This is a genomic window from Mycolicibacterium austroafricanum (genome assembly GCF_000612725.1).
GTDB classification, from domain to species: Bacteria; Actinomycetota; Actinomycetes; order Mycobacteriales; family Mycobacteriaceae; genus Mycobacterium; species Mycobacterium austroafricanum.
The window spans coordinates 449,354-472,896 of sequence record NZ_HG964454.1; the positions used below are offsets into that span (position 1 = coordinate 449,354).

The 23,543-nt window shown below is 63.2% G+C and carries 24 protein-coding genes and 1 pseudogene; 17 read left to right on the forward strand and 8 right to left on the reverse strand.

What is annotated here, in order from left to right; genetic code table 11:
• Positions 1 to 16: 16 nt before the first annotated feature.
• Positions 17 to 826, reverse strand: a complete 810-nt coding sequence (locus tag BN976_RS19160; RefSeq protein ID WP_011780147.1) for an LLM class F420-dependent oxidoreductase — start codon at positions 824 to 826, stop codon at positions 17 to 19.
• A gap of 228 nt (positions 827 to 1,054) precedes the next feature.
• Here BN976_RS19160 and BN976_RS19165 point away from each other — a divergent pair, with 228 nt between their 5' ends.
• Both BN976_RS19165 and BN976_RS19170 read left to right on the forward strand, forming a co-directional pair.
• Positions 1,055 to 1,459 (forward strand): nuclear transport factor 2 family protein, encoded by a 405-nt coding sequence (locus BN976_RS19165; RefSeq protein WP_036372910.1) that lies wholly within the window; start codon positions 1,055 to 1,057, stop codon positions 1,457 to 1,459.
• A gap of 21 nt (positions 1,460 to 1,480) precedes the next feature.
• Positions 1,481 to 2,173 (forward strand): helix-turn-helix transcriptional regulator, encoded by a 693-nt coding sequence (locus tag BN976_RS19170; RefSeq protein WP_011780145.1) that lies wholly within the window; start codon positions 1,481 to 1,483, stop codon positions 2,171 to 2,173.
• Between the two features lie 130 nt (positions 2,174 to 2,303).
• Here BN976_RS19170 and BN976_RS19175 read toward each other — a convergent pair whose 3' ends face one another.
• On the reverse strand, positions 2,304 to 3,251 hold the full coding sequence (locus BN976_RS19175; RefSeq protein ID WP_036372912.1) for a helix-turn-helix transcriptional regulator: 948 nt from the start codon (positions 3,249 to 3,251) through the stop codon (positions 2,304 to 2,306).
• Between the two features lie 63 nt (positions 3,252 to 3,314).
• On the opposite strand from BN976_RS19175, the gene BN976_RS19180 reads away from it, so the two are divergent.
• The 3 genes from BN976_RS19180 (at position 3,315) to BN976_RS19190 (ending at position 4,820) form a co-directional block, all read left to right on the forward strand.
• Positions 3,315 to 3,965, forward strand: a complete 651-nt coding sequence (locus BN976_RS19180) for a TIGR03086 family metal-binding protein (protein ID WP_199558974.1) — start codon at positions 3,315 to 3,317, stop codon at positions 3,963 to 3,965.
• A 319-nt stretch (positions 3,966 to 4,284) separates the two neighbouring features.
• The gene (locus tag BN976_RS19185; protein ID WP_036372916.1) at positions 4,285 to 4,491 is read left to right on the forward strand and encodes an antitoxin MazE-like protein; all 207 of its coding nucleotides are present in this window, start codon (positions 4,285 to 4,287) and stop codon (positions 4,489 to 4,491) included.
• Positions 4,488 to 4,820, forward strand: a complete 333-nt coding sequence (locus BN976_RS19190; protein ID WP_036372917.1) for a type II toxin-antitoxin system PemK/MazF family toxin — start codon at positions 4,488 to 4,490, stop codon at positions 4,818 to 4,820. Before BN976_RS19185 ends, BN976_RS19190 begins: the two co-directional genes overlap by 4 nt.
• Positions 4,821 to 5,202: 382 nt before the next feature.
• Here BN976_RS19190 and BN976_RS19200 read toward each other — a convergent pair whose 3' ends face one another.
• Positions 5,203 to 5,754 (reverse strand): YaeQ family protein, encoded by a 552-nt coding sequence (locus tag BN976_RS19200; RefSeq protein WP_036372922.1) that lies wholly within the window; start codon positions 5,752 to 5,754, stop codon positions 5,203 to 5,205.
• A 606-nt stretch (positions 5,755 to 6,360) separates the two neighbouring features.
• Here BN976_RS19200 and BN976_RS19205 point away from each other — a divergent pair.
• The 7 genes and pseudogenes from BN976_RS19205 (at position 6,361) to BN976_RS34445 (ending at position 12,603) form a co-directional block, all read left to right on the forward strand.
• Positions 6,361 to 7,446 carry a tyrosine-type recombinase/integrase gene (locus BN976_RS19205; RefSeq protein WP_322787922.1) on the forward strand — a complete coding sequence of 362 codons (1,086 nt, stop codon included), beginning with the start codon at positions 6,361 to 6,363 and terminating at the stop codon, positions 7,444 to 7,446.
• Positions 7,447 to 7,503: 57 nt separating this feature from the next.
• On the forward strand, positions 7,504 to 7,803 hold the full coding sequence (locus BN976_RS34185) for a hypothetical protein (RefSeq protein WP_036373258.1): 300 nt from the start codon (positions 7,504 to 7,506) through the stop codon (positions 7,801 to 7,803).
• 111 nt (positions 7,804 to 7,914) lie between these two features.
• Entirely contained in the window at positions 7,915 to 8,646 is a 732-nt protein-coding gene (locus BN976_RS19215) for a TnsA-like heteromeric transposase endonuclease subunit (protein ID WP_235718637.1), read from the forward strand.
• A 137-nt stretch (positions 8,647 to 8,783) separates the two neighbouring features.
• Complete coding sequence (locus BN976_RS19220; protein WP_036372924.1) at positions 8,784 to 10,736, forward strand: TnsB C-terminal domain-containing protein; 1,953 nt, start codon at positions 8,784 to 8,786, stop codon at positions 10,734 to 10,736.
• The gene (locus tag BN976_RS19225) at positions 10,724 to 11,737 is read left to right on the forward strand and encodes a TniB family NTP-binding protein (protein WP_011891572.1); all 1,014 of its coding nucleotides are present in this window, start codon (positions 10,724 to 10,726) and stop codon (positions 11,735 to 11,737) included. Before BN976_RS19220 ends, BN976_RS19225 begins: the two co-directional genes overlap by 13 nt.
• 2 nt (positions 11,738 to 11,739) lie before the next feature.
• A pseudogene (locus BN976_RS34440) lies at positions 11,740 to 12,096 on the forward strand (TniQ family protein); the annotation flags it as partial.
• 105 nt (positions 12,097 to 12,201) lie between these two features.
• Positions 12,202 to 12,603, forward strand: a complete 402-nt coding sequence (locus BN976_RS34445) for a hypothetical protein (RefSeq protein WP_235622095.1) — start codon at positions 12,202 to 12,204, stop codon at positions 12,601 to 12,603.
• 89 nt (positions 12,604 to 12,692) lie between these two features.
• Here the strand turns inward: BN976_RS34445 and BN976_RS19235 are convergent, their stop codons facing one another.
• The 4 genes from BN976_RS19235 to BN976_RS34060 all read right to left on the reverse strand — a co-directional run bounded on the left by BN976_RS19235 (position 12,693) and on the right by BN976_RS34060 (position 16,961).
• Complete coding sequence (locus BN976_RS19235; protein ID WP_011894055.1) at positions 12,693 to 13,286, reverse strand: cadmium resistance transporter; 594 nt, start codon at positions 13,284 to 13,286, stop codon at positions 12,693 to 12,695.
• Between the two features lie 19 nt (positions 13,287 to 13,305).
• Positions 13,306 to 15,273: a heavy metal translocating P-type ATPase gene (locus BN976_RS19240; RefSeq protein ID WP_011891568.1), complete on the reverse strand. Its 1,968-nt coding sequence runs from the start codon at positions 15,271 to 15,273 to the stop codon at positions 13,306 to 13,308.
• Complete coding sequence (locus BN976_RS19245; protein WP_063840634.1) at positions 15,270 to 15,665, reverse strand: ArsR/SmtB family transcription factor; 396 nt, start codon at positions 15,663 to 15,665, stop codon at positions 15,270 to 15,272. Before BN976_RS19245 ends, BN976_RS19240 begins: the two co-directional genes overlap by 4 nt.
• A 237-nt stretch (positions 15,666 to 15,902) precedes the next feature.
• Complete coding sequence (locus BN976_RS34060) at positions 15,903 to 16,961, reverse strand: hypothetical protein (protein WP_199558975.1); 1,059 nt, start codon at positions 16,959 to 16,961, stop codon at positions 15,903 to 15,905.
• An 870-nt stretch (positions 16,962 to 17,831) separates the two neighbouring features.
• Between BN976_RS34060 and BN976_RS32140 the strand changes: the two genes are divergently transcribed.
• The 5 genes from BN976_RS32140 (at position 17,832) to BN976_RS34795 (ending at position 23,079) form a co-directional block, all read left to right on the forward strand.
• Positions 17,832 to 18,554, forward strand: coding sequence for a TnsA-like heteromeric transposase endonuclease subunit (locus BN976_RS32140; protein WP_235622094.1), 723 nt, complete (start codon positions 17,832 to 17,834; stop codon positions 18,552 to 18,554).
• The gene (locus tag BN976_RS19265; protein WP_084182334.1) at positions 18,551 to 20,614 is read left to right on the forward strand and encodes a Mu transposase C-terminal domain-containing protein; all 2,064 of its coding nucleotides are present in this window, start codon (positions 18,551 to 18,553) and stop codon (positions 20,612 to 20,614) included. The genes BN976_RS32140 and BN976_RS19265 overlap by 4 nt, the downstream gene beginning before the upstream one ends.
• A gap of 3 nt (positions 20,615 to 20,617) precedes the next feature.
• On the forward strand, positions 20,618 to 21,616 hold the full coding sequence (locus BN976_RS19270) for a TniB family NTP-binding protein (protein WP_083045111.1): 999 nt from the start codon (positions 20,618 to 20,620) through the stop codon (positions 21,614 to 21,616).
• A gap of 891 nt (positions 21,617 to 22,507) precedes the next feature.
• Positions 22,508 to 22,915 carry a hypothetical protein gene (locus BN976_RS33865; RefSeq protein WP_158498035.1) on the forward strand — a complete coding sequence of 136 codons (408 nt, stop codon included), beginning with the start codon at positions 22,508 to 22,510 and terminating at the stop codon, positions 22,913 to 22,915.
• A complete protein-coding gene (locus BN976_RS34795; protein ID WP_158498036.1) occupies positions 22,912 to 23,079 on the forward strand; it encodes a type II toxin-antitoxin system Phd/YefM family antitoxin in 168 nt (55 codons plus the stop codon). The genes BN976_RS33865 and BN976_RS34795 overlap by 4 nt, the downstream gene beginning before the upstream one ends.
• Positions 23,080 to 23,261: 182 nt before the next feature.
• Here BN976_RS34795 and BN976_RS34190 read toward each other — a convergent pair.
• Positions 23,262 to 23,543 (reverse strand): hypothetical protein (locus BN976_RS34190; RefSeq protein ID WP_220096303.1); only part of this gene is annotated, 282 nt, incomplete at its 5' end.

The following is a 23,543-nucleotide window of genomic DNA, read 5'->3' on the forward strand; positions in this document are numbered from 1 at the left end:
ACACACTTGATCGTGGTCACCCGTTATCCCGCCATGTGAGCACCTGTTTGAGAGGCGCGAGGTCGTAACCGTCGTCGGAGGTGAGTTCGGTCTGGAACAAAGTGACGCCTGCCTCGCGGAATGCATCGGCGCTGTGGGCGTTCTGCCACAGCGTCGAGCGTTCGATATCGGCGCCGTTGCGGCCGAACGTCGCTGCCAGCTCGTCGACGCGGTCACTGGACCTGCGGAACGCGTCGAGATCCTGGAATGCGTGCCAGATGTCGGCGTGCCGGGCAACGGCGGGTAGAGAGCGCTTGGGCCCCGTGCCGCCGATGAGAATCGGGAGCTTGCGCACGGGCGGCGGAATCAGTGCAGCGAGCCGGTTCTCGATGCGGATCAGACTCTCGTCGAACAGATCGAAACGGGAGCCGAACGTGCCGAAGTCGTAACCGTAAGTGGTGTAGTCCTTTTCGTACCATCCTGCGCCGAGGCCGAGAATGAGCCGGCCGCCGCTGATGTGGTCGACTGTGCGCGCCATGTCGGCGAGCAGATCCGCATTGCGATAGCCGACGCCAGTGACGAGGAGTCCGATATCGGCGTTAGAGGTGATCTCGCCCCACGACGCGAGCGCGGTCCAGCCCTCGAAGTTGGCGACGTCGGGCTGCTCGTCTGACAGAACGGGCTTGCCGTCGACGATGGCCTCCATCGCCGGTCGGTGGAAGTGGTCGTAGCCGAAGATCACGTCGACGCCGAGGTCGTCGGCAGCCAGGACGGCGTCGCGCCACGAGCGGTAGTCGGGCGCGCCGCCGGGCTGGATCTGCACGGCGACGCGAACGGAACGGGTCATGGATGCTCCTGAGTTGGGTAACGGGCGACTCTTGAGCCAAGTTCACCGAGTGCGGGGTTTATTCCGGATCGGGGCACGGTGGCCGGCCGACCGCGGCAGGCAGCGCGTGTCAAAGCCCCCGCTGAACCCAATGGCGCCCGGTGCGGCGAACTCTCCGCGTTGTCTGCCCCTGACTCGCGACACAAACACCGACATACCGTTGTCGCCGCATCGTCTGACGCTGGTGTCATGAACAAGATTGCGAACATGGTGGATACAAACTCGGCAGCTGCGGACGCGGCGCTCGCGGTGTGGTTGGAGATGTGGAACACCGACAGTGAGATCGCGCGTCGGATCTGCAGTGAGGATTTCCGGATTCACTTCCTGATCTCTGATGCGGATGGGTCGAACCCGTTCGACGATGTGCTGGGCGCGGAGAGTTTCGCTCGGATCCTGGACCGGTGGCGCGAGGGGCATCCGGGTGTGGTGTTCACCGAGGTCGCGCGCGCCGTGGACGGCGCGCACGGGCGGATGCTGTGGAACATGCAGGCCGGGAAGGTTGTTGCGGGCGGGATCGACGTCTTCGACTTCACCGAGGATGGGCTGATCCGGGAGGTGTGGTCGGTGAACGGGACGCGCGCGCACCTCACCTGAGACCAGGGAAGACTCACATTCATGAGGAGAGCCGAGCGGTTGTATGCGCTGGTCGATCTGCTGCGGGGATCGCGCCGGCCGTTGTCGGCCGCTCGGCTCTCGCAGGAGTTCGAGGTGTCCAAGCGCACGATTGAGCGTGACATCCAGTCCCTTCAGCTGGCGGGGGTCCCGATCTATGCCGACTACGGGGTGTCGGGCGGGTATTCGATCCTGCGGGAGCACTCCCTGCCGCCGCTGAATCTCACGGTGCCGGAGTCGCTGGCGGTGCTCGCGGGGCTCGCCTTGCTGGAGACCTCGCCCTATGGAGCGGCGGCGCGTCGGGCGCGGGCGAAGGTCCTCGCGATCAGCCGCGAGGATCAGCTTGCCCCAGTCGACGAGGCGTTGGCGTCGATGTTCGTCATCGATTCCCAGTCGCCGTCCGAGGCGGCGGTCTCGCTGATTCCCGAGGCGATCGCCGCGCGTCGGGTCGTGCGATTGGTTTATACCTCCGAGGACGGCGAGACCCACACCACCCGTGACGTGGAGGCGATGGGTTTGCTGCGCGGAGGTGATTCGTGGATGTTCGTGGGATGGTGTCGGCTGCGTGAAGGCATCCGCGGATTTCACCTCGACCGCATCCTGCACCTGGAGATCACCGGTGAGGTGTTTCCCGGACGCGATCCTGCGCTGCTCGCCACTGATCTGTCGCGGTGGCGCACTCGGCGGCTCGGGTGACGCCCGAGAACCGTTGGGCAGCAGCGGAAAACGGCGAGGTCAGGACTGGTAAACCGCCGTATCCGGTCCAGGGGAGCCCGCAAGGGGAGTGGGCGCGTCCCGCTCCGGCGGCCAGCGAGTGGCGCCCGGCTCAGCTGTACCGCGCCACAAGCGCACCACCGATCGAGGCGAGGTGATCGCGCACGCCCTGCGGGCCGGTGACTTCGAGCCATTCGATGAGCCCGGCAAGTTCGCCTGCGAGGGCGTACTCGTTGTGGCCGCGGATCACGATCTCGATCCGGCCGTCGGGCGTGGAACCGCCCACTTCGAGACGGCCTCCGAGCACCATCCGGAGCAGGCCGAGCCCGTCGGCCGCGCACATGGCCTGAGCCTCGAGGGGAGTGCGCTTTCGATCGACCTCGTCGGCGATCTCGCGCCAACTTTCGGCAAGGTCGAATCCCTGGGGTCGTTGGACGGCGTCGTCGGTCAACTCGACCGAGGAGACACGGTCGATCCGGAAGGTTCGTCGACCAGCATCCGTGTTGGAAACCAGGTACCACGTCGGCCTCTTGGCGACGATGCCCAGTGGGTGCACGGTCCGCTCGGTCTGCGAGCCTTTACGGTCGACGTAGCCGAGCCGTACCTGGACACCGCGGATCACCGCCTCTTGAAGTTCGTCGAGAAACCGGGGTGGTCGGGGCTCGGGCTGGCTGGAGCCCCAGTGTCGTGGGTCTACGACAACTGATGTCGCGGCCGCCTCGGCCTGCTCCCGGAAGGGCTCGGGCAGCGCGCGTACGAGTTTGCGCAGCGCGGCCTTCACGCTCGGGGTCGCCGTCGAGGCGGGTCCGGCTACCAGAAACAGCGCGCGAGCCTCGCTTGCGGTCAGCCCGGACAGGTCGGTGCGAGCGCCGCCCAAGAGGCGCCACCCGCCCCCTCGGCCCGGCATGGCGTACACGGGCACCCCGGCGCCGCTCAAGGCTTCGAGGTCGCGGCGGGCGGTGCGCTCGGACACCTCCAACTCCAGGGCGACCTCCGATGCTGTGACCTGCTTGCGCTGTTGCAGCAGAAGGAGGATGGCTACCAGTCGGTCGGCCCGCATGCAACCACACTTACACATCAAACTGGTCATAAGGTGACCGGTTTAGGTCGGCACAATGGCGCCATGATCACATCGACCAGTTCTGCCACGGACCATCTCAAGGATCCCCGGCCAATCCTCGACCGTGCCATCGCCACCGGCGGGGTTGTCATTGCCGGCGTCCGGCCAGAGCAACTCACGGACCCGACGCCATGCACAGACATGGACGTGCGAGCACTGCTCGCCCACCTCATCGGCGTGCTTGCCCGAGTTGCCGCGCTCGGCAACGGCGAAAACCCTTTCGCGGTCACCGAAACCTCCGTCGCCGACGATCGCGGGCTCGATGCATGGCGGCAGTCGGGGAGACGAGCCGCGGATGCCTGGAGCGACGACGCCGTGCTCGAACGACCCATGGCACTGCCGTGGATCCAAGGCAACGGCGCCGAGGTGCTGGCGTCCTACTTCTCCGAGCTGACCGTCCACACATGGGACCTTGCGACGGCGACCCGTCAGCGGCCCGACTGGGACGACACAGTCGTCGCCGCGGCGTTCGACGCGGCACGCCAGATCCTCCCGGCCGAGAACCGCAGAGCTCTCTACGAGGAGATCTCGGCCGCGAGGGGCCTCGACGAGGTTTCCGTCCCGTTCGCCGAGGCGGTCCCGATCTCCGACGACGCCCCCGCCATCGACCGCCTCGTCGCCTGGAATGGCCGGGATCCACTCCGCCGATTCTGACGCAGGGCAACGACCAGGCGGTGCGCTTTGCTCTCGATCTGCGACACACGCGCAGGTGAGCGGAAAGACTTTCGAAACTATTGGGCCACAATCGAAATCGGCGGAAACTGGTAACCCGCGATACTCGATTCGGCCGATTCCTCCGCGGTCGAAGCGGCGTCGCACCATCGGAACAGCCTCACGGGGGCCGTGCCGATCGTCATACTCAAGTGGGCGAGACGAACCGTCGAGCGATAGCCGCACTGGGGATACTTGTTTGCTGCCTGGCAGTTCGGTTTAGGTGACTCCCTGGATTGCGCGTTACATGTAACATTGCGGCATGGCAGTGAGGGATAGGGTCGGCGAATACCGGCGGCGGATGCGGGAGCGGGGCCTCCGGCCGTTGCAGGTCTGGGTGCCTGACGTGCGAACCGAGACTTTTGCGGCGGAGGCGCGTCGCCAGGCTTCGTTGGTTGCACGAGCCGACGAGAGCGGCGACGACCAAGACTTCATTGAGGCGATCTCGACGCCATGGGACGAGGAGTGAACCGAGGAGAGATCTGGACCGTAGCGGGCGGCGTCTACGCGGCGAAGCCACGTCCGGCAGTGATCGTTCAAGATGACCTCTTTGATGCCACGAGTTCAGTGACTGTTGCTCCGATGACCAGCACGCTGTTGGATGCGCCGCTGATGCGCATTCGGATAGCCGGCGGAGACGGTCGGCTATCCGGACTTGACCACGATAGCGACGTGATGATCGACAAGCTCACTACCGTGAGAAGGTCGAACGTCCACGTCCGGGTCGGCCGGCTGACAGCGGAACAAGTCGTCGAGGTCGAGCGGACAATGATGGCGTTTCTTGGCCTTGCCCGATAAATGAAAACCGTTGGGCAGCAGCGCGGCCGAACTCTTTCGCCACATAGCGATACCTGATCCGATCGTCAACGAGGGGATTGCAGGAGATATCAAGGAAGGGCCGGCTCGTCAGTAGCTGGGCCACAGTCACTTGCTCGCGAGGGGCGAGTACCTCTACAGCCGGTTTTCCGCTGACCACTTGGCGACGTTCGAGCTCGTCGTGCCCGAGCGTCACGATGTCAGCCTCGAAGCGCCATCAAGTCCACAAGCTGAGTCGCTAATCTGCAAAGAGGGGGTGGATGGCATCGGGAGAAGCGACCAGTCCGGCCAGGCCCGCCCCGACAACGACGACGTCAGCGTCCATGGCGCTGACGCTATCGGCTAGCACCTCGGGCTCAGACGTTCATTTCAATGGCTGGGGCGTGAAGGTGACGTCGACACCGCCCACGGTCATCGTCACCTGACCTTCCATCACCATCACCAGCGCCGCAATCCGTCGATCGACAGTCTGAGCCAGCTGCTGCACCGGCTCATGCGGTATCTGCACCACAGACAGGTTCGGCAGTCCCGCCACTTTGGGTCCCACGGTGCGCCACCAGGTGGCCACGCCGGCGGCGAACGGGAACAGCACCACCTGGTCGGCCTGGCTGGCCGCCTTACCCAAGGCGCGTCCGTCGGGCTGGCCAACGTTGACCCACTCCAGGATCCGGCCCGTGTAGTCCGCGAGCCGCAAGTCCGGTACGCCAGGGGTGGACAGGCCCGCCCCGAACGCCAACTCACCGTCGACGTCGCTGAGCCGGTGTGCGCGCAGCCCAAACGCCAACAACCGCATCACCATCCGCTCATCGGTCTCACTGGGATGACGGGCCATGGTCAGCGTGTGATCGGCGTAGTAACCGTGATCGACATCGGAGACACCAAGTTCGACTTTGAACACTGTTGCAGAAAGAGCCACGTCATATTGTCCACCCAGGTGTTGTTCCCCGAGCAGTCAGGCCGCTTCGAGTGGTCAGGCAGCCGCGCTGGCCGTTGGATCGAGTCGCCACCGTGAGGGGCATTCGGAACGTCGCGTGATTCATCAGACCGAAACGGTGTACTTAAGTTGACATAATGTGGCTTATCGGTGAAACGGTATGCAGGCATTTCCGGCGGGTACGGCAGCTGGCATGAACTCGGATGTCCGATCCGGAACTAGTTGGGAGTAATCCGGGAAAACCTGGTAGCTGTCCGATTTCTCGCCCTCCGTTCCAGAACTATCTGACAGTGACACCCCGCCCAGGTCCCTGCCCATGCAGCTGCGGAACTTCGGCCGGCGTGGCCATGGCGCTGAGTCTGAATCCATGACTATCTGACAGCGCCGGACAGGACGATCGACGGTTCAGAACTACCTGACAGCGGCGGACACTCTGCGCCTTCGAGGTCCACAGTGAACCGCCTAATACGTCACTGTGACGTTATGTAGATGGTGCACCGTCCCCTGTTCACGCAGGCTGGAGCCGCGTAAGACGCAATAATATGGATAACGTTGATTATCCATCTTTTACGTGCGAGGCTTGACCGCGTGCCGCACGAGACCGATCCCGGCTACTCCGTCACCGAAGGCTTTGCCGAAGCTGCTGCCGTCGCGCAGACCGTCAACGAGATCCCCGAGTGGTTCCAGCAGTTCTTGGATCACCGGCAGGCAAGTAAACCCTCGGCGCACACGATGAAGGCCTATCGGCGCGACTTCGTTGCCATTGCCAATCTGCTTACCGGTGGTGAGCCGGTCCGTCTCAGTCCAGCTGACATAACTCGCGATTCGATGCGTACAGCGTTCGCGGCGTTTGCAGCCGACCACGAGGCGGCATCCATCCGACGCTGCTGGTCCACGTGGAATGTGTTGTGCACCTTCCTCTATACAAACGAGTTGTTGGCGGCCAACCCCATGCAGCTCGTTGGACGACCGAAGTTGAAGAAGCCGATGCCGAAAGCCCTCCCCCGAACAGCGGTTGAAGCCCTGCTCTCTGCTGTCACGCAGGAGTCCGATGCTCGCCGAACAGATTGGAAAGAAAGAGATCTCGCAGTCATTCTCACTGCACTCCTCGCGGGACTGCGGGCCGAAGAACTCCGCCTGGTCGACGTCGGTGACATACGGACGCTCGACGATGGCTCCGCGGTGATTAATGTGAAAGGCAAAGGCGGCAAGGAACGCAACGTCCCCATCGAATCAGCCCTGCTGGAGGTGATCGGTACGTATATGGACAGTCGTGCCGGACGATTTCCTCAGGGCAAAAAGCGCACATCGTCGCCGAAGGGTACGCCATTGTCGGGCTGGCCACATTCCGCCCCGCTATTCGTCGGTCGGGACGGTGAACGGATGACGCGTGGCACTCTACAGTCACGTATCAAGCGCGCGTTCAAACGCGCAGGGCCGGACGCGCGCCCCGTACCCGGCGCCCTGGTGCACGGACTTCGCCATACCTATGCAACTGAGCTCGCGACCTCGAATGTCAGCGTCTACACACTGATGAAACTCCTCGGACATGAGTCGATGACGACATCGCAGCGTTACGTTACGGCGGCGGGGATTGAAACACGAAGTGCGGCAGCGCAAAATCAGCTTTACTCCCTATTGACCGAACAACGGGAGGACGATGGGACCAGCTGAGAACGAAGCGATCCGTGTGCCCCAAGGACGAAGGAAGGCCTCGCAATGAGTAAGCGAGTGAGCCTGATTCTCCGCGACGCAGACGAGGCGATGATCGCTCCCTTCCTCCATCGGGGCTCGCCAGCTTTCGAGGTCCTGCGACAGTGGGCAGACCACAGTGACCATGCCTCGGGGGACATCAGCTCGGATGCCGCCGTACTGCGAATTCTGCTTCGGGTGGGCGCCGAGGCTATGCACGAACAAATCCTGGATGCTGGCTACGCCCAGCTTGCGTCCGAGTTCAATAGCGCATCAACAAGAATCGAGCGACTGGCCGCACGGGGTCGTTCTGCGCCCCAGACCGACGAGCTCAGATGAGCCCGCTTGCTGTCAGTTCTCATCCGATCTGAAGCATTCTCATTTGATGTGACACATCGGCGCGCCTTTCTCATTTGATCTGATACAGCCGGTACCGTTCTGGGCATGTCGATGCTGGCCGGTGATGCTGTTGCCGCGGGCCGGTGCGATGCGGTGTTTGAGGTAGCCGACGTGGATGGGACTTCCCGTCTTCCATTGGAGTTGGCTCATGGGATCCGGTTCGATGTCGATTGCGAGCCGGTGCGGTCGTTTCCGTCGTTTCGTGGGCAACGGAATTTTCCTGGGCTGTGGTGGTTCGCGACGACGCGCCGGCACATCGGTTATGAATCGTGGGTTGAGCGGGATCAGCTGATGGCATTGGATGCTAATCCTGAAACCGTTGGCGTTGCCTCCCAACCTTTTCGGCTGCGATGGCCCGATGGCCGTCATCATGTGCCCGACTACTACGCTCGCAGATCCGACGGCACGGTCGTGATCGTCGATGTTCGTCCCGATGACCGGATTCCTGAGTCTGATGCGGAGTTGTTCGCCCGCTCGGAGGTCGTGTGCATTGCGGCCGGCTGGCAGTACCGGCGCGTCGGTGTATTGGACCCTGTGCTGGCGGCGAACCTGCGGTGGCTGTCTGGGTACCGGCATCCGAGAGCGTTGCGACCTGGCGTGGCGGCAGAACTGTTGAGCTGTTTCGCCCGCGAGCAGCCCCTTCTGGAGGGCGCGACGGCGGTGGGCGACCCGCTGGTGGTGCTGCCTGTGCTGTTCCATCTGCTCTGGCATCGACGCTTGGTGGTCGATCTGTCCCGGACGGTCCTCGACGATCGGACGGCAGTGAGCGCGGCAGCGTTATGAGTTCGCTTCGAGGCGGTGTGATCCGTGAAGGCGATGAAATCCGTCTAGGTTCACGGGTTTTCACGGTCGCAAGTCTGGCCGGAGGATCGGTACGGCTTGTCGACGCTGTTGGTGAACGCACAACCGTTCCCCTGTCGATGGTATTGGCCGATTCGACTCTGGAGGTTCTGGCGGGGTCACGACCGGTGCTGTGGTCTGTTGAGGCGCTCGAAGGTGTCCCCGAGGAGGTCGCTGATCGCGCACGATGGTGGGAGCAGCACATCGTTGAGGTATTGACCGGGCGCCGACCCGAAAGTCCGCCTGGGCAGCCAATCCGGCCAGAGTTCGATCCGGCGGTCCGATCCCTTCGCCAGAGGGAGCTGACCAAGCTTGAGGAGCTTCGAGCAGCCGGTCACGATCTGGCGTTGATCACCCTGCAGCGTCAGCGATCTCGCTACGAGGCCAAAGGTCTTCTGGGATTGGTGGACGGCCGCTATCTCGCCAAACGTCCAGTGTTGGGCCGTGTCGATGAGCGTGTCGTTGCCGTGGTCCGGCGTCTGATCGACAACGAAACTGAGCTATCAACCGGCACGGTGAGCAGACTTCAGCGCAAGCTGGAGAAGGCGCTGTTGGCCGAATACGGTCCCGACGACGCCCCGAAGGCCCCGTCACAGGCGACCTTCTACCGGCTCGTCAAACGCCTGGAGGAAGGCAAACACACCTTCGGTTCCGCCCGTACTCGCAGGTCATTGGCCAAGCAACCCGACGGCCCCTTCGGCACGGTAACCGCGGCCCGTCCCGGTGAAATGGTGGAAATCGACTCCACCCCGCTGGACGTGCGGGTGGTCCTTGACGACGGTGTAGTCGATCGGGTGGAGCTGACCGCCATGGTCGACAACGTCACCCGCTCGATCCCGGCGGCAGTTCTGCGGCCCACCACCAAGGCCGTCGATGCCGCGCTGCTGTTGGCCAAGGCGCTGACCCCAGAGCCGATGCGCCCGGGTTGGTCCGATGCGTTGCGGTTGTCACGCTCGGTGTTGCCGCATCGGCGTTTGACCGATATCGATCAACGGCTCGCCGATGCCGCGGCTCGCCCGGTGATCGCTCCCGAGACCATCGTCTGTGATCACGGGAAAGCGTTTCTCTCCAAGACATTTGAGCAGGCGTGCTGCTCACTGGGCATCAACCTGCAACCCGCTCATCCGGATCAGCCCACCGACAAACCGAAGGTGGAACGCACCCTGCAGTCGGTGGGTACATTGTTCGCCCAGTATGTCGCCGGGTATGTCGGTTCCAGCGTGGAACGTCGCGGCAAGAACGCCGACCAGGACGCAGTGTGGTCGCTGGTGGAACTGCAGGCGTTGCTCGATGAGTGGCTCGTCGCGGTGTGGCAGAACCGTCCCCACGACGGACTACGTGACCCGGTGACCCCGGGCAAAGCGCTGACGCCGAACGAGAAGTTCGCGGCCCTGGTCGAAGTCGCTGGTTACGTCCCGGTGCCTCTGAGCGCTGATGCTTACATCGAGTTGTTGCCCGCGACGTGGCGCACCATCGGCTCAGCGGGTATCCGGGTCAATCACCGGACCTACGATGCCCGGGCATTGAACCCGTACCGGCGAGTCGACTCTGGGGTTCGTTCCCGCAACGGCCGGTGGGAGGTTCATTACGACCCCTATGACGTCTCTCAGATTTGGGTTCGCAATCACCACGACGACGGTTGGATCACCGCGACCTGGACCCACATGCGCACCGCTGCAGTGCCGTTCGGGGACACCGTGTGGAAACAGGCCCAAGCGATCGTCGCCGAAAGGGGCGCAGATCCGGTGACCGAAGCCGAGATCGCGGCGGCGGCCGACGCCCTGCTGGACCGTGCCGAACGCGGCCCCGACACCCAGCAGGACCCGCCAGCAGCTCGACGCGCAGCCGCCAGGGCCCGATCCATCCCCGAGCCGTCCTGGCCACACCCCAGTGTCGAGGGCACCAACCAGAACCAGGAACCGTCTGAGGTGAGCACCGACAGGCCAGCGAACTCCGACGATGACGATCTTGCTGATGTCATCCCGTTGCCGGTGTTCGACGCACGTAAGGAGGCCGAGCAGTGGCATTGGTGAGTCCGATCAGTCAACTCGAGGAGCGCCGGCAGCCGACGACAACCCTGGAAGGGTGGCGACGGTTCATTGACGCTGACCGGCCTGAATTCACCTTGCTGCCCGACCAAGACTGGTCCGATCTCGACGATGCTGATCGGATCGCCTACAACGAGGCCAGGGTGGCCCACCATTCCGAGCTCGTCGTGGTGACCACCTCGGCGATCCAGAAGATCACCAACGAGGGTCAGCTGCTCACTTTGCTGAATCAACGCGAGATCGGCGCCCGGCGAGGGCTGATCGTCTCCGGTGGCGCAGCCACCGGAAAGACCACGGCCATCAAACAACTCGGCCGGTTCCACGAACTTCGGATCCGCACCCGTTACTCGGACAAAACCCGCATCCCTGTCGTCTACGTGACCGCTCCACCGAAGGGCTCAGCACGCAAGCTCGCAATGGAATTCGCCCGCTTCCTCGGGCTTCCACCGGTACGACGGATGAACGTCACCGATATCGCCGACGCGGTGTGCCAAGTGCTCATCGATGCGCGTACCGACATAGTGGTCGTCGACGAGATCCATAACCTCAATCTCGATACCCGTGCCGGAGAAGAACTTTCCGATCACCTCAAGTACTTCACCGAACACCTGCCCGCGACCTTCGTCTACGCCGGCATTGACGTCGAACGCTCCGGAGTGTTTACCGGTACTCGCGGCCGCCAGCTTGCCGGGCGCTGCGGTGTCATCAACACAGCGGCCTTCCCGTATGGGCAGGAGTGGCGGGCTCTGGTCGCCGCGATGGAGGGAACCCTGCGACTGCACCGACACGAGCCGGGCACGCTCGTGCGCCAGACGAAACACCTGCACCAGCGCACCGGCGGAATGATCGGAAGCCTCGCCCACCTCATCCGCTCGGCAGCCATCCGGGCAATGCTGGACCACACCGAACACATCGACCGCGAGGGCTTGGACAGCGTCCTCATCGACTACGCGGCTCAGGCCTCAGCCCAACGCAGCGCCGGATAGCAGTGATCACCGACTGGCCCCGACTCCCACCACGACCACTTCCGCAGTCAGTCACCGCATTTCGCGATGAGACCGTGTACTCCTTCACCACCCGACTCGCCCACGCCAACAGAATCCCACCCCAAAGCCTGCGCGACTACGCCGCACGCGAGAGCCATTACGTCGACCCTGAGCGCCTCGCCCGCCTCAGCGGCTACCCACGACATGTCCTCTGCGCCCGACTGCGGGGCCTGACCGCTGATGAACGTGATCTCACCCGCCAGCGGGCACGTGCCCGCCCGATTTGCCGGTACTGCACAGCACGGCGAGGGGTGCCCCAGCCGGTCCATTGCTGGTTGCCCGACCACCTCACCGTCTGTCATCGCCACGGCCGCTGGATTGGCCCCTCCGCCCAGCGATGGGACGATCAGATGTCACTGAAACACCATCCAGCTGTTGCCCGATCTGCCAGGGCACATCATGCCGTGGCCAAGCGCAATGCCCCCGACATCGTTGAGCTAGCGATCAACGACGCATCACGTATAGTGCTGCGGCAGCGCCGATTCCGACGGGATGACGGTCTCGGTGATAGCGCGGCCACCGGTATCGCATTACGGGGGCGATGGGCCAGCATCTCAACGGTCAACCTGCACATCGCCACCTACGTCGAAACAGTCCGGATGGCCGCAGTCATCATTGACCAGCGGCCAGCATTGTTGAACCGCACCGGCGATCCCAGTGTCGCCCGCGTAGCTCTCTTGGCAGCCGCGAACGCAGTGTTCGGCGCCGAGGATGAGACGGCGACCACCGCGGCCCTCGACGGCTGGCTGAACAACCAGCAGATCATCCGGAAGTCCCGCGATAAATCAATGATCGTTCATACCTGATGCAAAAGTCTTTATCTTGCAACCATATTCGTAGGAAAACCCATTGCCAGCCGACCGTGAGGCATACGTAGATGGAAATACTAGACGAGCTAGAAAGCTAGGCCGCCGATCAGGATGACAATACCCAGTCCGATCAGAACAATCGGGAACAGGATGTGTTCCCATCGTTCGAGGATCTCCGCGATCGGGCGGCGGGTGGCAACATATCTGGCGATGACCACCAGCACCCCGACGAGAAGAAGGAAGACGACGCAGTAGGCCACGACGGCTGCGTGTCCGACGCTGAGGAAGACCGGGACGTAGACGCCGACGTTGTCGCCGCCGTTGGCGAAGGTCACGCCAGCGACCGCCCAGACGCTGACGGTCTTGCCCGCAACCTTCGCGTCACCATCATCGTCACCGTTTCCGCGCCAGGCTTGCCAAGCCGCCTTCAGTCCCAGGGCGAGGGGGATGAGTCCGAAGAACGGGATGACGTCGGGCGGCAGGAATGCGCCCGCACCTAGGGTCACGAGGACGGCGGCGCCGAGAATTCCAGCGAATCCCAGGTATTGGCCGGCGGTGATCCGGGAGGTGGTCCCGCGTTGTCCTGCGCCGCGGGCGAAGAACAGTGAAAGCACGATGATGTCGTCGATGTTGGTGACGATGAACAGCCCGATCGCGGGCAGAACCGACGACAGGATCATGGGTGTGTGCCATCGGTGGTCACGACGGGGCACCCACTGCGGTCGCGGTGGCTAGGTTGGTTGACCGCTGTGCGGTGAGTGCGGTCAGTGCTGTGGTGCGGCCGGCGCGCACACCGTTGGCGATGACCACGATTTCGGCGAGTTCATGGACGAGCACGACGGCGGCCAACCCGAGCACCCCGAACAAAGCCAGCGGCATCAGCACAATGATCAGTCCGAGGGATAGGCCGACGTTTTGCAGCATGATCCGTCGGGCGCGGCGGGCATGGGTGAATGTTTGTGGCAGGTGGCGTAGGTCTTCACCCATGAGTGCGACGTCGGCGGTTTCGATGGCGACGTCGGTGCCCATGGCGCCCATCGCGATGCCGAGGTCGGCGGTAGCCAGTGCGGGGGCGTCGTTGACGCCATCGCCGACCATCGCGGTGGGGCGCTGGGTGCGGAGCTGTTCGATCAGTCGGGCTTTGTCTTCGGGGCGCAGATCGGCGTGCACGGTGTCGATGCCGACTTCGCGGGCCAGGGCGGCCGCGGTGGCGTGGTTGTCGCCGGTGAGCATCGCCACCTGGTAGCCGTCGCGGCGCAGCTGGGTGATGACTTCGGTTGCCTCGGGCCGCAATTCGTCACGCACGGCGATGGCACCGATCACCTGTCCGTTGTCTTCGACCAGGACGGCGGTGGCTCCGGCCTGCTGCATCCGGGTGACCTCGGCGGTGAGCGGACCTCGGTCGAGCCAGCCGGGGCGGCCCAGCCGGATGCGGTGCCCGTCGCGGTGGCCGGTGAGTCCGGCGCCGGTGACTGCCTCGACGTCGGCGGCGGGGGTGACGGTGCCGGCGGCGGCCAGGATCGCCGCGGCCAGGGGGTGTTCACTGCGGGCCTCTACGGCGGCCGCGAGGTCCAGGACGTGCTCGGGGGTGACGTCGGGGGTGGTGGCCACCTCGATGACGGTGGGCCGGTTGGCGGTGAGGGTACCGGTCTTATCCAGGGCGACCCCACGGATCCTGCCCAGCGCTTCCAGCGCGGCGCCACCTTTGACCAGGGCGCCCAGCTTGCTGGCGGCGCCGATGGCGGCGACGACCGTGACCGGTACCGAAATCGCCAGAGCACAGGGCGAGGCGGCGACCAGCACCACCAGAGCGCGTTCGATCCAGGTGGCGGGGTCACCGAGCAGGCTCCCCGCGACGGCGATCAGGGCGGCGGCGATCATCACGGCGGGGACCAGGGGTTTGGCGATGCGGTCAGCCAAACGTTGGGCGGCGCCCTTGCGGGACTGCTCGGCTTCCACGATGCGCACGATGCGGGCCAGGGAATTGTCCTCGGCGGTGGTGCTGACTTCTACTTCGAGGGCGCCGGCTCCGTTGATCGACCCGGCGAACACCTCATCACCGGGGCCGGCTTCAACGGGCACTGATTCGCCGGTGATGGCCGAGAGGTCCAGGGCGGTGCGGCCCCGGGTGATGATGCCGTCAGTGGCGACTCGTTCTCCGGGTTTGACGACCATGAGGTCACCGATGCGCAATTCTGTTGGCGCGATGGTTGTTTCGGTGCCGTCGCGGCGAACGGTGGCCTCATCGGGCACCAGCGACAGTAGTGCGCGCAGTCCGCGGCGGGTGCGGGCCAGCGAGTATTCCTCCAGGCCTTCGCTGATGGAGAACAGGAACGCCAGCATCGCGGCCTCACCGACCTCGCCGAGCAGCACCGCGCCCACGGCGGCGATGGTCATCAGCGTGCCGACCCCGATCTTGCCCTTGGCCAGCCGCCCCAGGGTGGACGGCACGAAGGTATAGGCGCCGGCCAGCAGCGCCGCTGCCTCCAACGTGAGCACCACCGGGTCGGCGGCGCCGACCAGGTTGGCGATCAACGCCGCCAGCAGCAGTACCCCGGAGAGCGCGGCGAACTGCAATTCTGTGATCTGCCAGAGCCGTTCGGGTTCACGCTCCTGCTCCTCGGCGCTGCGGGGTTCGTCGCTGCCGCAGCCACAGGCATCGCTCATTGCCGCGTCTCCTCGGTGTCGATCGCCGCACCCCGGGCGCCGGTTCCATAGGTGGGACACAACGCCACCGCGTTGCCGGTGGCCGCCAGCAGCGTTTCCGCCGCAGCGAGCACGTCCAGCAGCTCGGGGCGAGACAAGGAATAGAACACCTGACGGCCTTCTGGGCGGCCGGTGACCAGCCCACAGTCCCGCAGGCACGCCACGTGCGCGGAGACGGTGGATTGCGCCAACCCCAGCTCACCGATCAGATCGACAACTCGCGCCTCCCCGTCAGCCAGGCGGCGCACGATCGTCAACCGCGTCGCATCGGAGAGACTGTGGAACAGTGCCACCGCGGCATCGAGGTCGGACGTGTTGCCGGCCAGGCAGGTGTCCCGCTTATTCATCGTCACACAACGATGATAACCATCGAAGCCGATTTAGCGAAAGGGGCGCATTCGTGACAGCCATTCTCGGAGCTGCTCCCGGTCGCGGCGAGCGTCGCAGACGAATTCGGTCGTGCATCAGATCGGCTGATAAAGCTGGTCAAGTGGAATTCTCATCCGATCTGATACACCGCAGTTCAGCTCACTGGTCCTGTGTCAGATCAAATGAGAACGGACACTTGCGCTCCGCGGCGGTCACACGTATCAGGGCCGGCAAGTCCCGCACGGCGTGATGGGCTTTCGCACGGTGTTTGCGGCCCACTCTTCGGCGTCCGCCGACCGAATGGCGCACACCTTGACGTAGGCACCAGTCCACGGCCCGTTGTGCGGATTCTGACCGCTGATAGTGCGGCACGTGGCGTGATGCACCCGCGCGGTAGACACGCTGTAGTTACGGGCGATGTTCACGACGAAACCTTCCGGGTTGGCGGCGAGCCAAGCCAGATAGCCAGCGTCGTCGTCCCGGAACTCGTGTGCGCGGGTGCCGTGATCCACTCCGGCGAGTGCATCGGCTGGCACGACGTCGACGAACTCGCCAACCGGACTTTGTGGGACGTCGAGCGAACTGTCCTCGGTAACACTCGCGGACTCGGCCGATGCGTAGATGCCCACCGCGACCTTGTTGCCGGCGAACTGGTCCACGGTGCAGTGCAGGCCGAGCTCGGTGATTCGGCCGTCGCGGGGATGCCATGCCCGATCTGGCCGGGTACGACCCAGCAGGGGGTCGAGCGCGTCGATCGTCTGCTTCCAGAGGTTGAGCCAATTGCGACGTGGACCGACCACGAACGATAGTTCGAGCCGAACTGGTCCATCCGGTAGCACGGCGGCGCCAGAGACGGCGGCATGGATAGCCTCCTTATAGGCGACGCTGGAGGAAGAAGCTGCAGTGGTCGCGACGATCACACCGGTGGCTGTGGGTGCAGGAACTTCTCGGGCGGCACAGATCTGCACAGACGACTGTTCGCCGTGGCGCTTCGTGCACCACACTGACACCAAGTCGGCATCGCGCAGGCGCGATGCGAGCGGATACGCGTAATTATCCAGGTCGCTGGCATCGAGCAGGTGTCGTGAACTCGGTAAACCGACGTCGAGGCGCAGCGCCCACGGGCCGCTGATCCGTGCGCCAGCGATCAAAGCCTCCGTATCGTCGAGGTACTCCTGCAATCGGATCTGATCTGGATCGTCAGCCTTGTTCCAAGATGCGAGCCGCGGGGCGACCCTCAGCTGCAGCGAGCGATTATCAGGACGGGCATACCAGCGCATCGGATCAAGATAGCGCCGCACACCGACAGGCCCGTGGCGAAATCAGATCTCGATGGAACGCAATGCTGACCTCGGAGACATCTGCCAGCAAACCGCGGCAGCTGCAGGTCCGAATGCGAAGAGATGGCGGAGAGCTCTGTACGTATCGACTTTGCTGGCTGGATGCATCGGGTAGGTGTTAACTATAGGCAACACCCCGAGGTCTTATCGGCCACTTGCATCAATGCGTTTGTGGGTGCGCCATTAGGGCGTGACCTCTAGTTATGTGCGAATACAGTGTCTAGCAGCGGAATTACATCCGCATCGCGCTCACCAACAGCCATCATTCGGTTGGTTATGGCACTCAAACTCGGCCACCCGAAGGCGAGCGATGGACGAAGCCGTTCCCGGCAAAGTCGTCGGTGGCCACGGTTGCTGCAACCCTTGTGCAGATCTGTCAGTTTGTGCTCAACTGACGTTGCTAATTCCGGTGAGGAGGCAGGCCCTTCAGCCTGCGCATAAACGCACGGGGCTCGACGAGTGCGCCCATCGGAGGCAGTCGAACGTCCAGGTCAACGAGGAGGTGGCACCGCACGAGCGACTCAAATGTCTTCCGCTGACGGGGCTTCAAAAGCCCCCAGACGCTGAAAAAGCCGGGCTGCAATCCCGGCTTCTTCGGTGCGGCACTCCGCCGCTTACAACTCACTCCACCCATTGAGAGGGAGGCATGCCTATTTCAGCGCGCTTTCGTCATGATGTCAACCCCGGTTTCGCATCCTGGCCCCTGACCCCATCGGAGGCTGCGGGTCCCGACGCCGGGTGGGAACGGGTGTGACCCCGCCGCCGGTCCCCACAGCAGGGACACTGCCCGTCAATGACGCCCCGTACACGATGGTTCTTTACGAGGATCCGAAGACCGGGCAGCGGGTGCGAACCCGTCTCACACCTGAGGTTTCGCGTGTGTCATTTGAGCTATGCAGGCCTATCCGGAGCTTCCCGGCCTACCGTGGTCGCCGTTCCCATCAAGGCAAGTACTGGTTCTCGCGTTCACAAGGCCATGTCAGCTTTGAGTCGCGGTTCGAGATGACTGCCCTGATGACGGTCGACTTTCGGGGCGACGCAATCGCGGTCAGCTCCAACCCGTTCTGGCTGCTGTGGCCGAAGGGCCAGACGCACCACCGGCACGCCCCGGACTTTTTCATCCGAAGACGCGACGGATCGGCTCTCGTTGTCGACGTCAAGCCGGCAGATCGTCTCCGCGAGAAAGATCGGCTCCAGCATCAACGCACCCGCGAAGTGTGTCGCGAGTTAGGCTGGGAATACGAGGAATTCACGACCACGAACCCGACCGAAGAACGCAACCTACGGCTGTTATGCGCCTACCACCATCCGCGGTTCGCACCGTCAGCAGAAGCACGATCCGCTATTACGATCTGCGTGAAGCGATCGGGGCGAAACGGCCTGCAATTCGGCGAGCTGATCGACAACGCCTCGGACGGAGCTGAGCTCGACGAAAGCCATCTCATCTGCAGCACGTACCACATGATCTGGAACAGAGAGATCCACGTCGACCTGGCTCGCCCGCTGACCTGGACCACGGTGATCACCTCGTGATCGAACTGCATATCGGCGACATCATCCAACTCCGCTGCCAGAGCTGGCATATCCGCGACAGCGACGGACTGGCCCTTAGACTCAAATGTCTTGATGACGGCAGCGACCTGACCTTGCCGGTAGCGATGTTGCTCTGCGACAACTCCTTCGTCGGTCCCGACGCCTCTGGACCAAGTATCGCCGATCAGAGACTGCTCGACCTTGCTACCGACGAACAGCGACGAGATGCCGAGTTCTGGTACGAGCACCTCTCCGGCATCAAACACGCCATGGAACATCCGGCTCAAGGACAAGCCCCTTCGGGCACCCCGATCGCGACTGTACAAGAACGACTTTCGGATAAAAGATCCGAGCTACGAACCCTGGGGCGGCCGGTCTCCATGACCACTATGTGGCGCAAGTGGCAACGCTTCAACACTGCGGGCCTGCTCGGATGTATCGATCAGCGCGGCATGCCGGGTCACGTCCGTCTGTCCGGGGTGCACGAGCGTGTGATCGTCGTCCTGGAGATGGTGAAGGCGCACTACGTAGACAAGTCGACACCTACCAAGAAGCAGATCCTAGAAATCGCGGAGCGTCGCCTTTGTGACGACAACGTGCCGGTGCCGTGCCGGTCGTCGATGTACGCCTTACTGGCTGCACTTGACCGCGGTGAGCACACCACCGGCGATGCGACGTCGCGCCGCAGTCACGCGAACAGCCCCGACCGAGCGTTCTCGAAGATCGTCGCCTTGTATCCAGGCGAAGAAGTGCAGCTCGACTCAACACCACTTGACGCAATGGCCTTACTGCCCGATGGTCAACCATGCCGAATCGATTTGGCTGCCGGCATCGACGTCGCGACACTGAGCATCACCGCGGCAATTCTCCGCCCGACCGCCTGCAAAACCGTGGATGCTATCGAACTCTGGGCCAATTCCTGTATCCCGCAACATATGTTGCCAGGCTGGATTGAGAATATGACCGTCGCACGAAGCTACCTGTCGGACAAGCTATCCCCCCAGATCGATCTCGACAGGGCACTCGAAAACAAGCCCATCATCGACGTGCGGGGTGTCGTGGTCGACCGTGGCAAGATCTTCGTCTCGAAAGCCTTCGAAAAGGCAACCGAACTTCGGGGAGTTCACCCTCGGGTCGCTGCTCCGCACCAGCCCACCGCCAAGCCTCATATCGAACGCTTGCTCAAGACCATCGGCGACGACTTTGTTCGATGGATCCCGGGATACAAAGGACGCTCGGTCAGCCACCGGGGCCGAAGCCCGGAGAAGGACCTTGTGTGGCCGCTGTTTGTACTTCAGGCGCTGCTCGACGAATGGGTCATCACGGTTTATCAGAACCGTCCCCACTCAGGGCTTCACCTGACGGCGGCCCCTCGGATGCAGCTCTCTCCCAATGCCATGTATCGAGCGATGTCGGAGATGGCACCAACTCCAGTACGGACGATGACACGCGACGATTGGATCTCGCTGAAACCACACGAGTTTCGTCGTATCAATCGCTATGGCGTCAACTTGGAGAACCTCGTGTACAACTCCGACTCGCCGCGCTTTCACCAGATGCGACGAACGAAATCGTTGAATTCCAAACAGAATGGCAAGTGGGAGGTGCGCTACGACCCCACCAACCTGATGCAGATCTGGGTGCGAGACGAGTCCCTAGTCTTCGACTCAGAGGGTCAGCGCAAAGTCGAAGACAATGGCTGGATCGAGTGCCGCTGGGTTCTGGCCGACTATGCGACCATTCCATTCGGGATCGACATGGTGAAAGCGATTCGTCGGGACATGAGTAGGAAACCAACCGACAAAGAAGTGCTCAGGCGCGCGGAGCAAATTCATCGTCAATTGCTCGGCGGCCCATCAGAACCGAAACCTCGACCGCTTTCCCGTGCTGAAGCGTCTGCCGGGCGCGCCAACCTCGCGCGACAAGACCTCAGCGCCGGCCCTCCCGCTGAGGTCGTTGTGCCCGGACGAAGCGACGACACTCCGGTCGGGCCGGTTGTTCAGCCCGCGGTCGGACCAGTTGAGCCCATGCGTCCGATGCGCCTGTCGGAAGGGTGGTGAACCTTGGCATCACCGACAACCCGCGAAGAGTGGCGCGAATACTGCACCTACGAGCCCACCCCGGATTCGCAGCGACCCTCTTTGAGTGCGGACGAGATCAAGGCTCTCGGCACCGTCGAGCGGTCGGCGTATAACGAACGCCGCATCGACTACCTGAACGAGGAACGCGTGTTTCCCACCCGGGATCTCACCCGCATCCTCAACCACGCACGGAGACTGCTTCGCCGATCACGAGCCAAGAAGTTCGTAGCCAGGCCCGGTATCCGAGTATCCGGGGAACCCAGGACCGGCAAAACCACCGATGTGATGGCCGCCGGCAAGCGACTGGACGCGGAAATACGACGGACTTGCGGCAGGGAGAACGACTTGTCCTTCCTGCCCGTCGTCTACACCACTATCGCCACGGCGACAACGACGAACAAACTCTGGGTGCGCCTCGCCGACTTCGTCGGAGCGCGCGAGCTGCGAGGTAGCAATGCCGACGAGCGACTCGTGGATCTGGCGCGACTGCTGAAGAGCCTCGGCACCAAGTTCGTCATCCTCGATGACGTCCAACGCCTCAACACCGACCGTGCCGCAGGAGCCGAAGTCGCCGACAACATCAAGACATTCGCCGAAAATCTCGATGCAACGATGCTCTTCGCAGGAATTTCGTTGGAGACCGCTCCCCTGTTCAGCGGCGAGAACGGAGAGCAGTGGCGCAAACGGACCCGGCCCATCAACCTGAGCAACTACTCACTCTCGAACGACGCCGACCATAAGGAGTGGGTGCAGCTCGTCGCATCCTTCGAACGTATTCTTCCTCTCCCCCTGCATGAGAATGGAATGCTCGAACGCCATGCGGACTACCTCTACCACCGCACCGGCGGCTCAATCGCATCCTTGAGCGATCTAATTATCGATGCAGCCACCGACGCCATCGACTTCGGTACCGAAGCCATCACGTTAGACCTGCTCGACTCGATTGCGATCGACGACGTAGATCCTGGAGTGGCCCGCTGATGTCGCTTCGTGCCGAACAGCCATCGACAGTCCCGGAGGGTGTCCGCCATGGCCGTCAACGACTTCCCGTGCCAGTCTCTCCGATGTGTTCGGAGACGCTGAACAGCTACCTCCGCCGCGTCACGGATCAGAATCTCTTGCGACCCAGCTGGCTGCCCCAGCTCTCCCGACAGCCCCACTTCGTTGCGGACCTCGTTGAGCTGACCGGCTTGACGGAGCGAGGGTTGGTAGCGGCGCTTCCGGAACTCCGAACTCCGCATGCAATCAAGCGATGGCCGCACCTGGTCGGCCACGTCTCGAAGCGGGCGGGGATCCGATCCGCATGCAGACACTGCGCTGCCGCGCAAACTCAAAGTCGAAGTCACGCAGTGACTGTCTTTGCCGGCCATGAACAGGTGCTCTGCGCCATACACCAGCAATGGACAGGAAGTTCTGCACTTAAATGCGATGCCCAGCAACAATTTTCAGTCCGACTCTGTCCTGACATCGAACGCGCACACCGCCAGCACCGTAGTCTCATTCGACGCTGGGGGCGCGGCCCCACATACTCCGGCTTCATGGCTGCTGTGACCTGCTTCTCCCTTTGGTCAGGCTGGCCGGCGGTCTCTCGTGCGCCTGATACCCAGCAACGCAGGCGACGGCTCGGTGTACCCGAGGAAGCACCACCCATGCTTCCACGACAAGCCGCGGCCTGGTACCCCAATGCGGTGGCGCTGGCCGACGTCATCATCTCGCTGCGGCACGAAGCGTCGGAGGGACGGCATTCCTCCGCCGCGACTGTCATTGCAGAGGGCCTCGTTCGACTTCAGAACATCGTTCCCGGCCTATCGCCGAGTGGCGCGTCGGATCCCTTCCGGCACGCAGTGTTGGGTGAACTGCACGCTCCCCCAGATGAAGTCGAAGTCGCGTCGAGCAACCATTCACGCGAGTCTCATTGGTACAGGAAGGACGGTGGCGGCAATGTCAAGCCGAAGTCATGAGGAGCCCGCTACCCCAATCGGATCGCTCTGCACTGAATGGGAGTTGGACCAAGGCATCGCATCCCGCGTCGTCTACACACCCGACCGGTTCCCCGCCGGATGCACGGCTGGAGTCCGCATCATCGCGATTCAGGTCGAAGACGGCAGCTTTGAGACTGCTGCCGACGTTCCCGCCATCTACCTCGAGTTCCACCCTGATTCTGGACTCACCATTGAGAACGCGCGGGCTCTCGCGCTCGTCCTCACCGAGTCCGCCGCTCAGCTCGAAAGTTGGATCGAGATGTTCGGTGCCGTCGCCGATCCTGGTGCCGAACGTTGATCGATCCTTCGCTGCCGCGCATCAGCATCACCGAACTACGCCGACATTTCAGCCGGTTCATCAGCGAAGCCGAACAAGGGCGGACTTTCGTGATCACTCGCCGAGGGCGCGACGTTGCCGTGCTGGCTCCGGCCCGGCGATTCGCCGACGAAGATCTGCATTAACCAAGAAGAGGACCACGAGCACTATTGGAGTCATGCAACACCCAACATCCCGAACGAACTTCGACCACAGTCCCTGCTACCGCGACGGTCTGCACCCGCCTACGAAGCTCGGGCGCCAGTGGTGCCGCACTCATGGTCCGGCCAGTCGCTCGCGAGGGTATGGCCAACCCGTCGCCGTAGCGTCACCGCCGCAGACCCAGCAAGACGACACCGGTCCTGCCGAGGTGCGCCGACGCCGTGCAGAGGCCGCCAAGCATTACCAGCCCAGCAGGGTTCGGCTTCTGCTGGTCGCCCAAGCTCCACCTGACGCCGACGACCGCTACTTCTACTTTCTCGACGTAGCGCAGGAGCATGTCCCGAGTCTCGTGGATTCTTGGTGACGATCCATGGTGAACTCTAGGCGGCGGCACCGACAGCTTCGGTACCGGCGGCGGTTTTGGGGTGGGCGTGTCGATGTAGGGCAG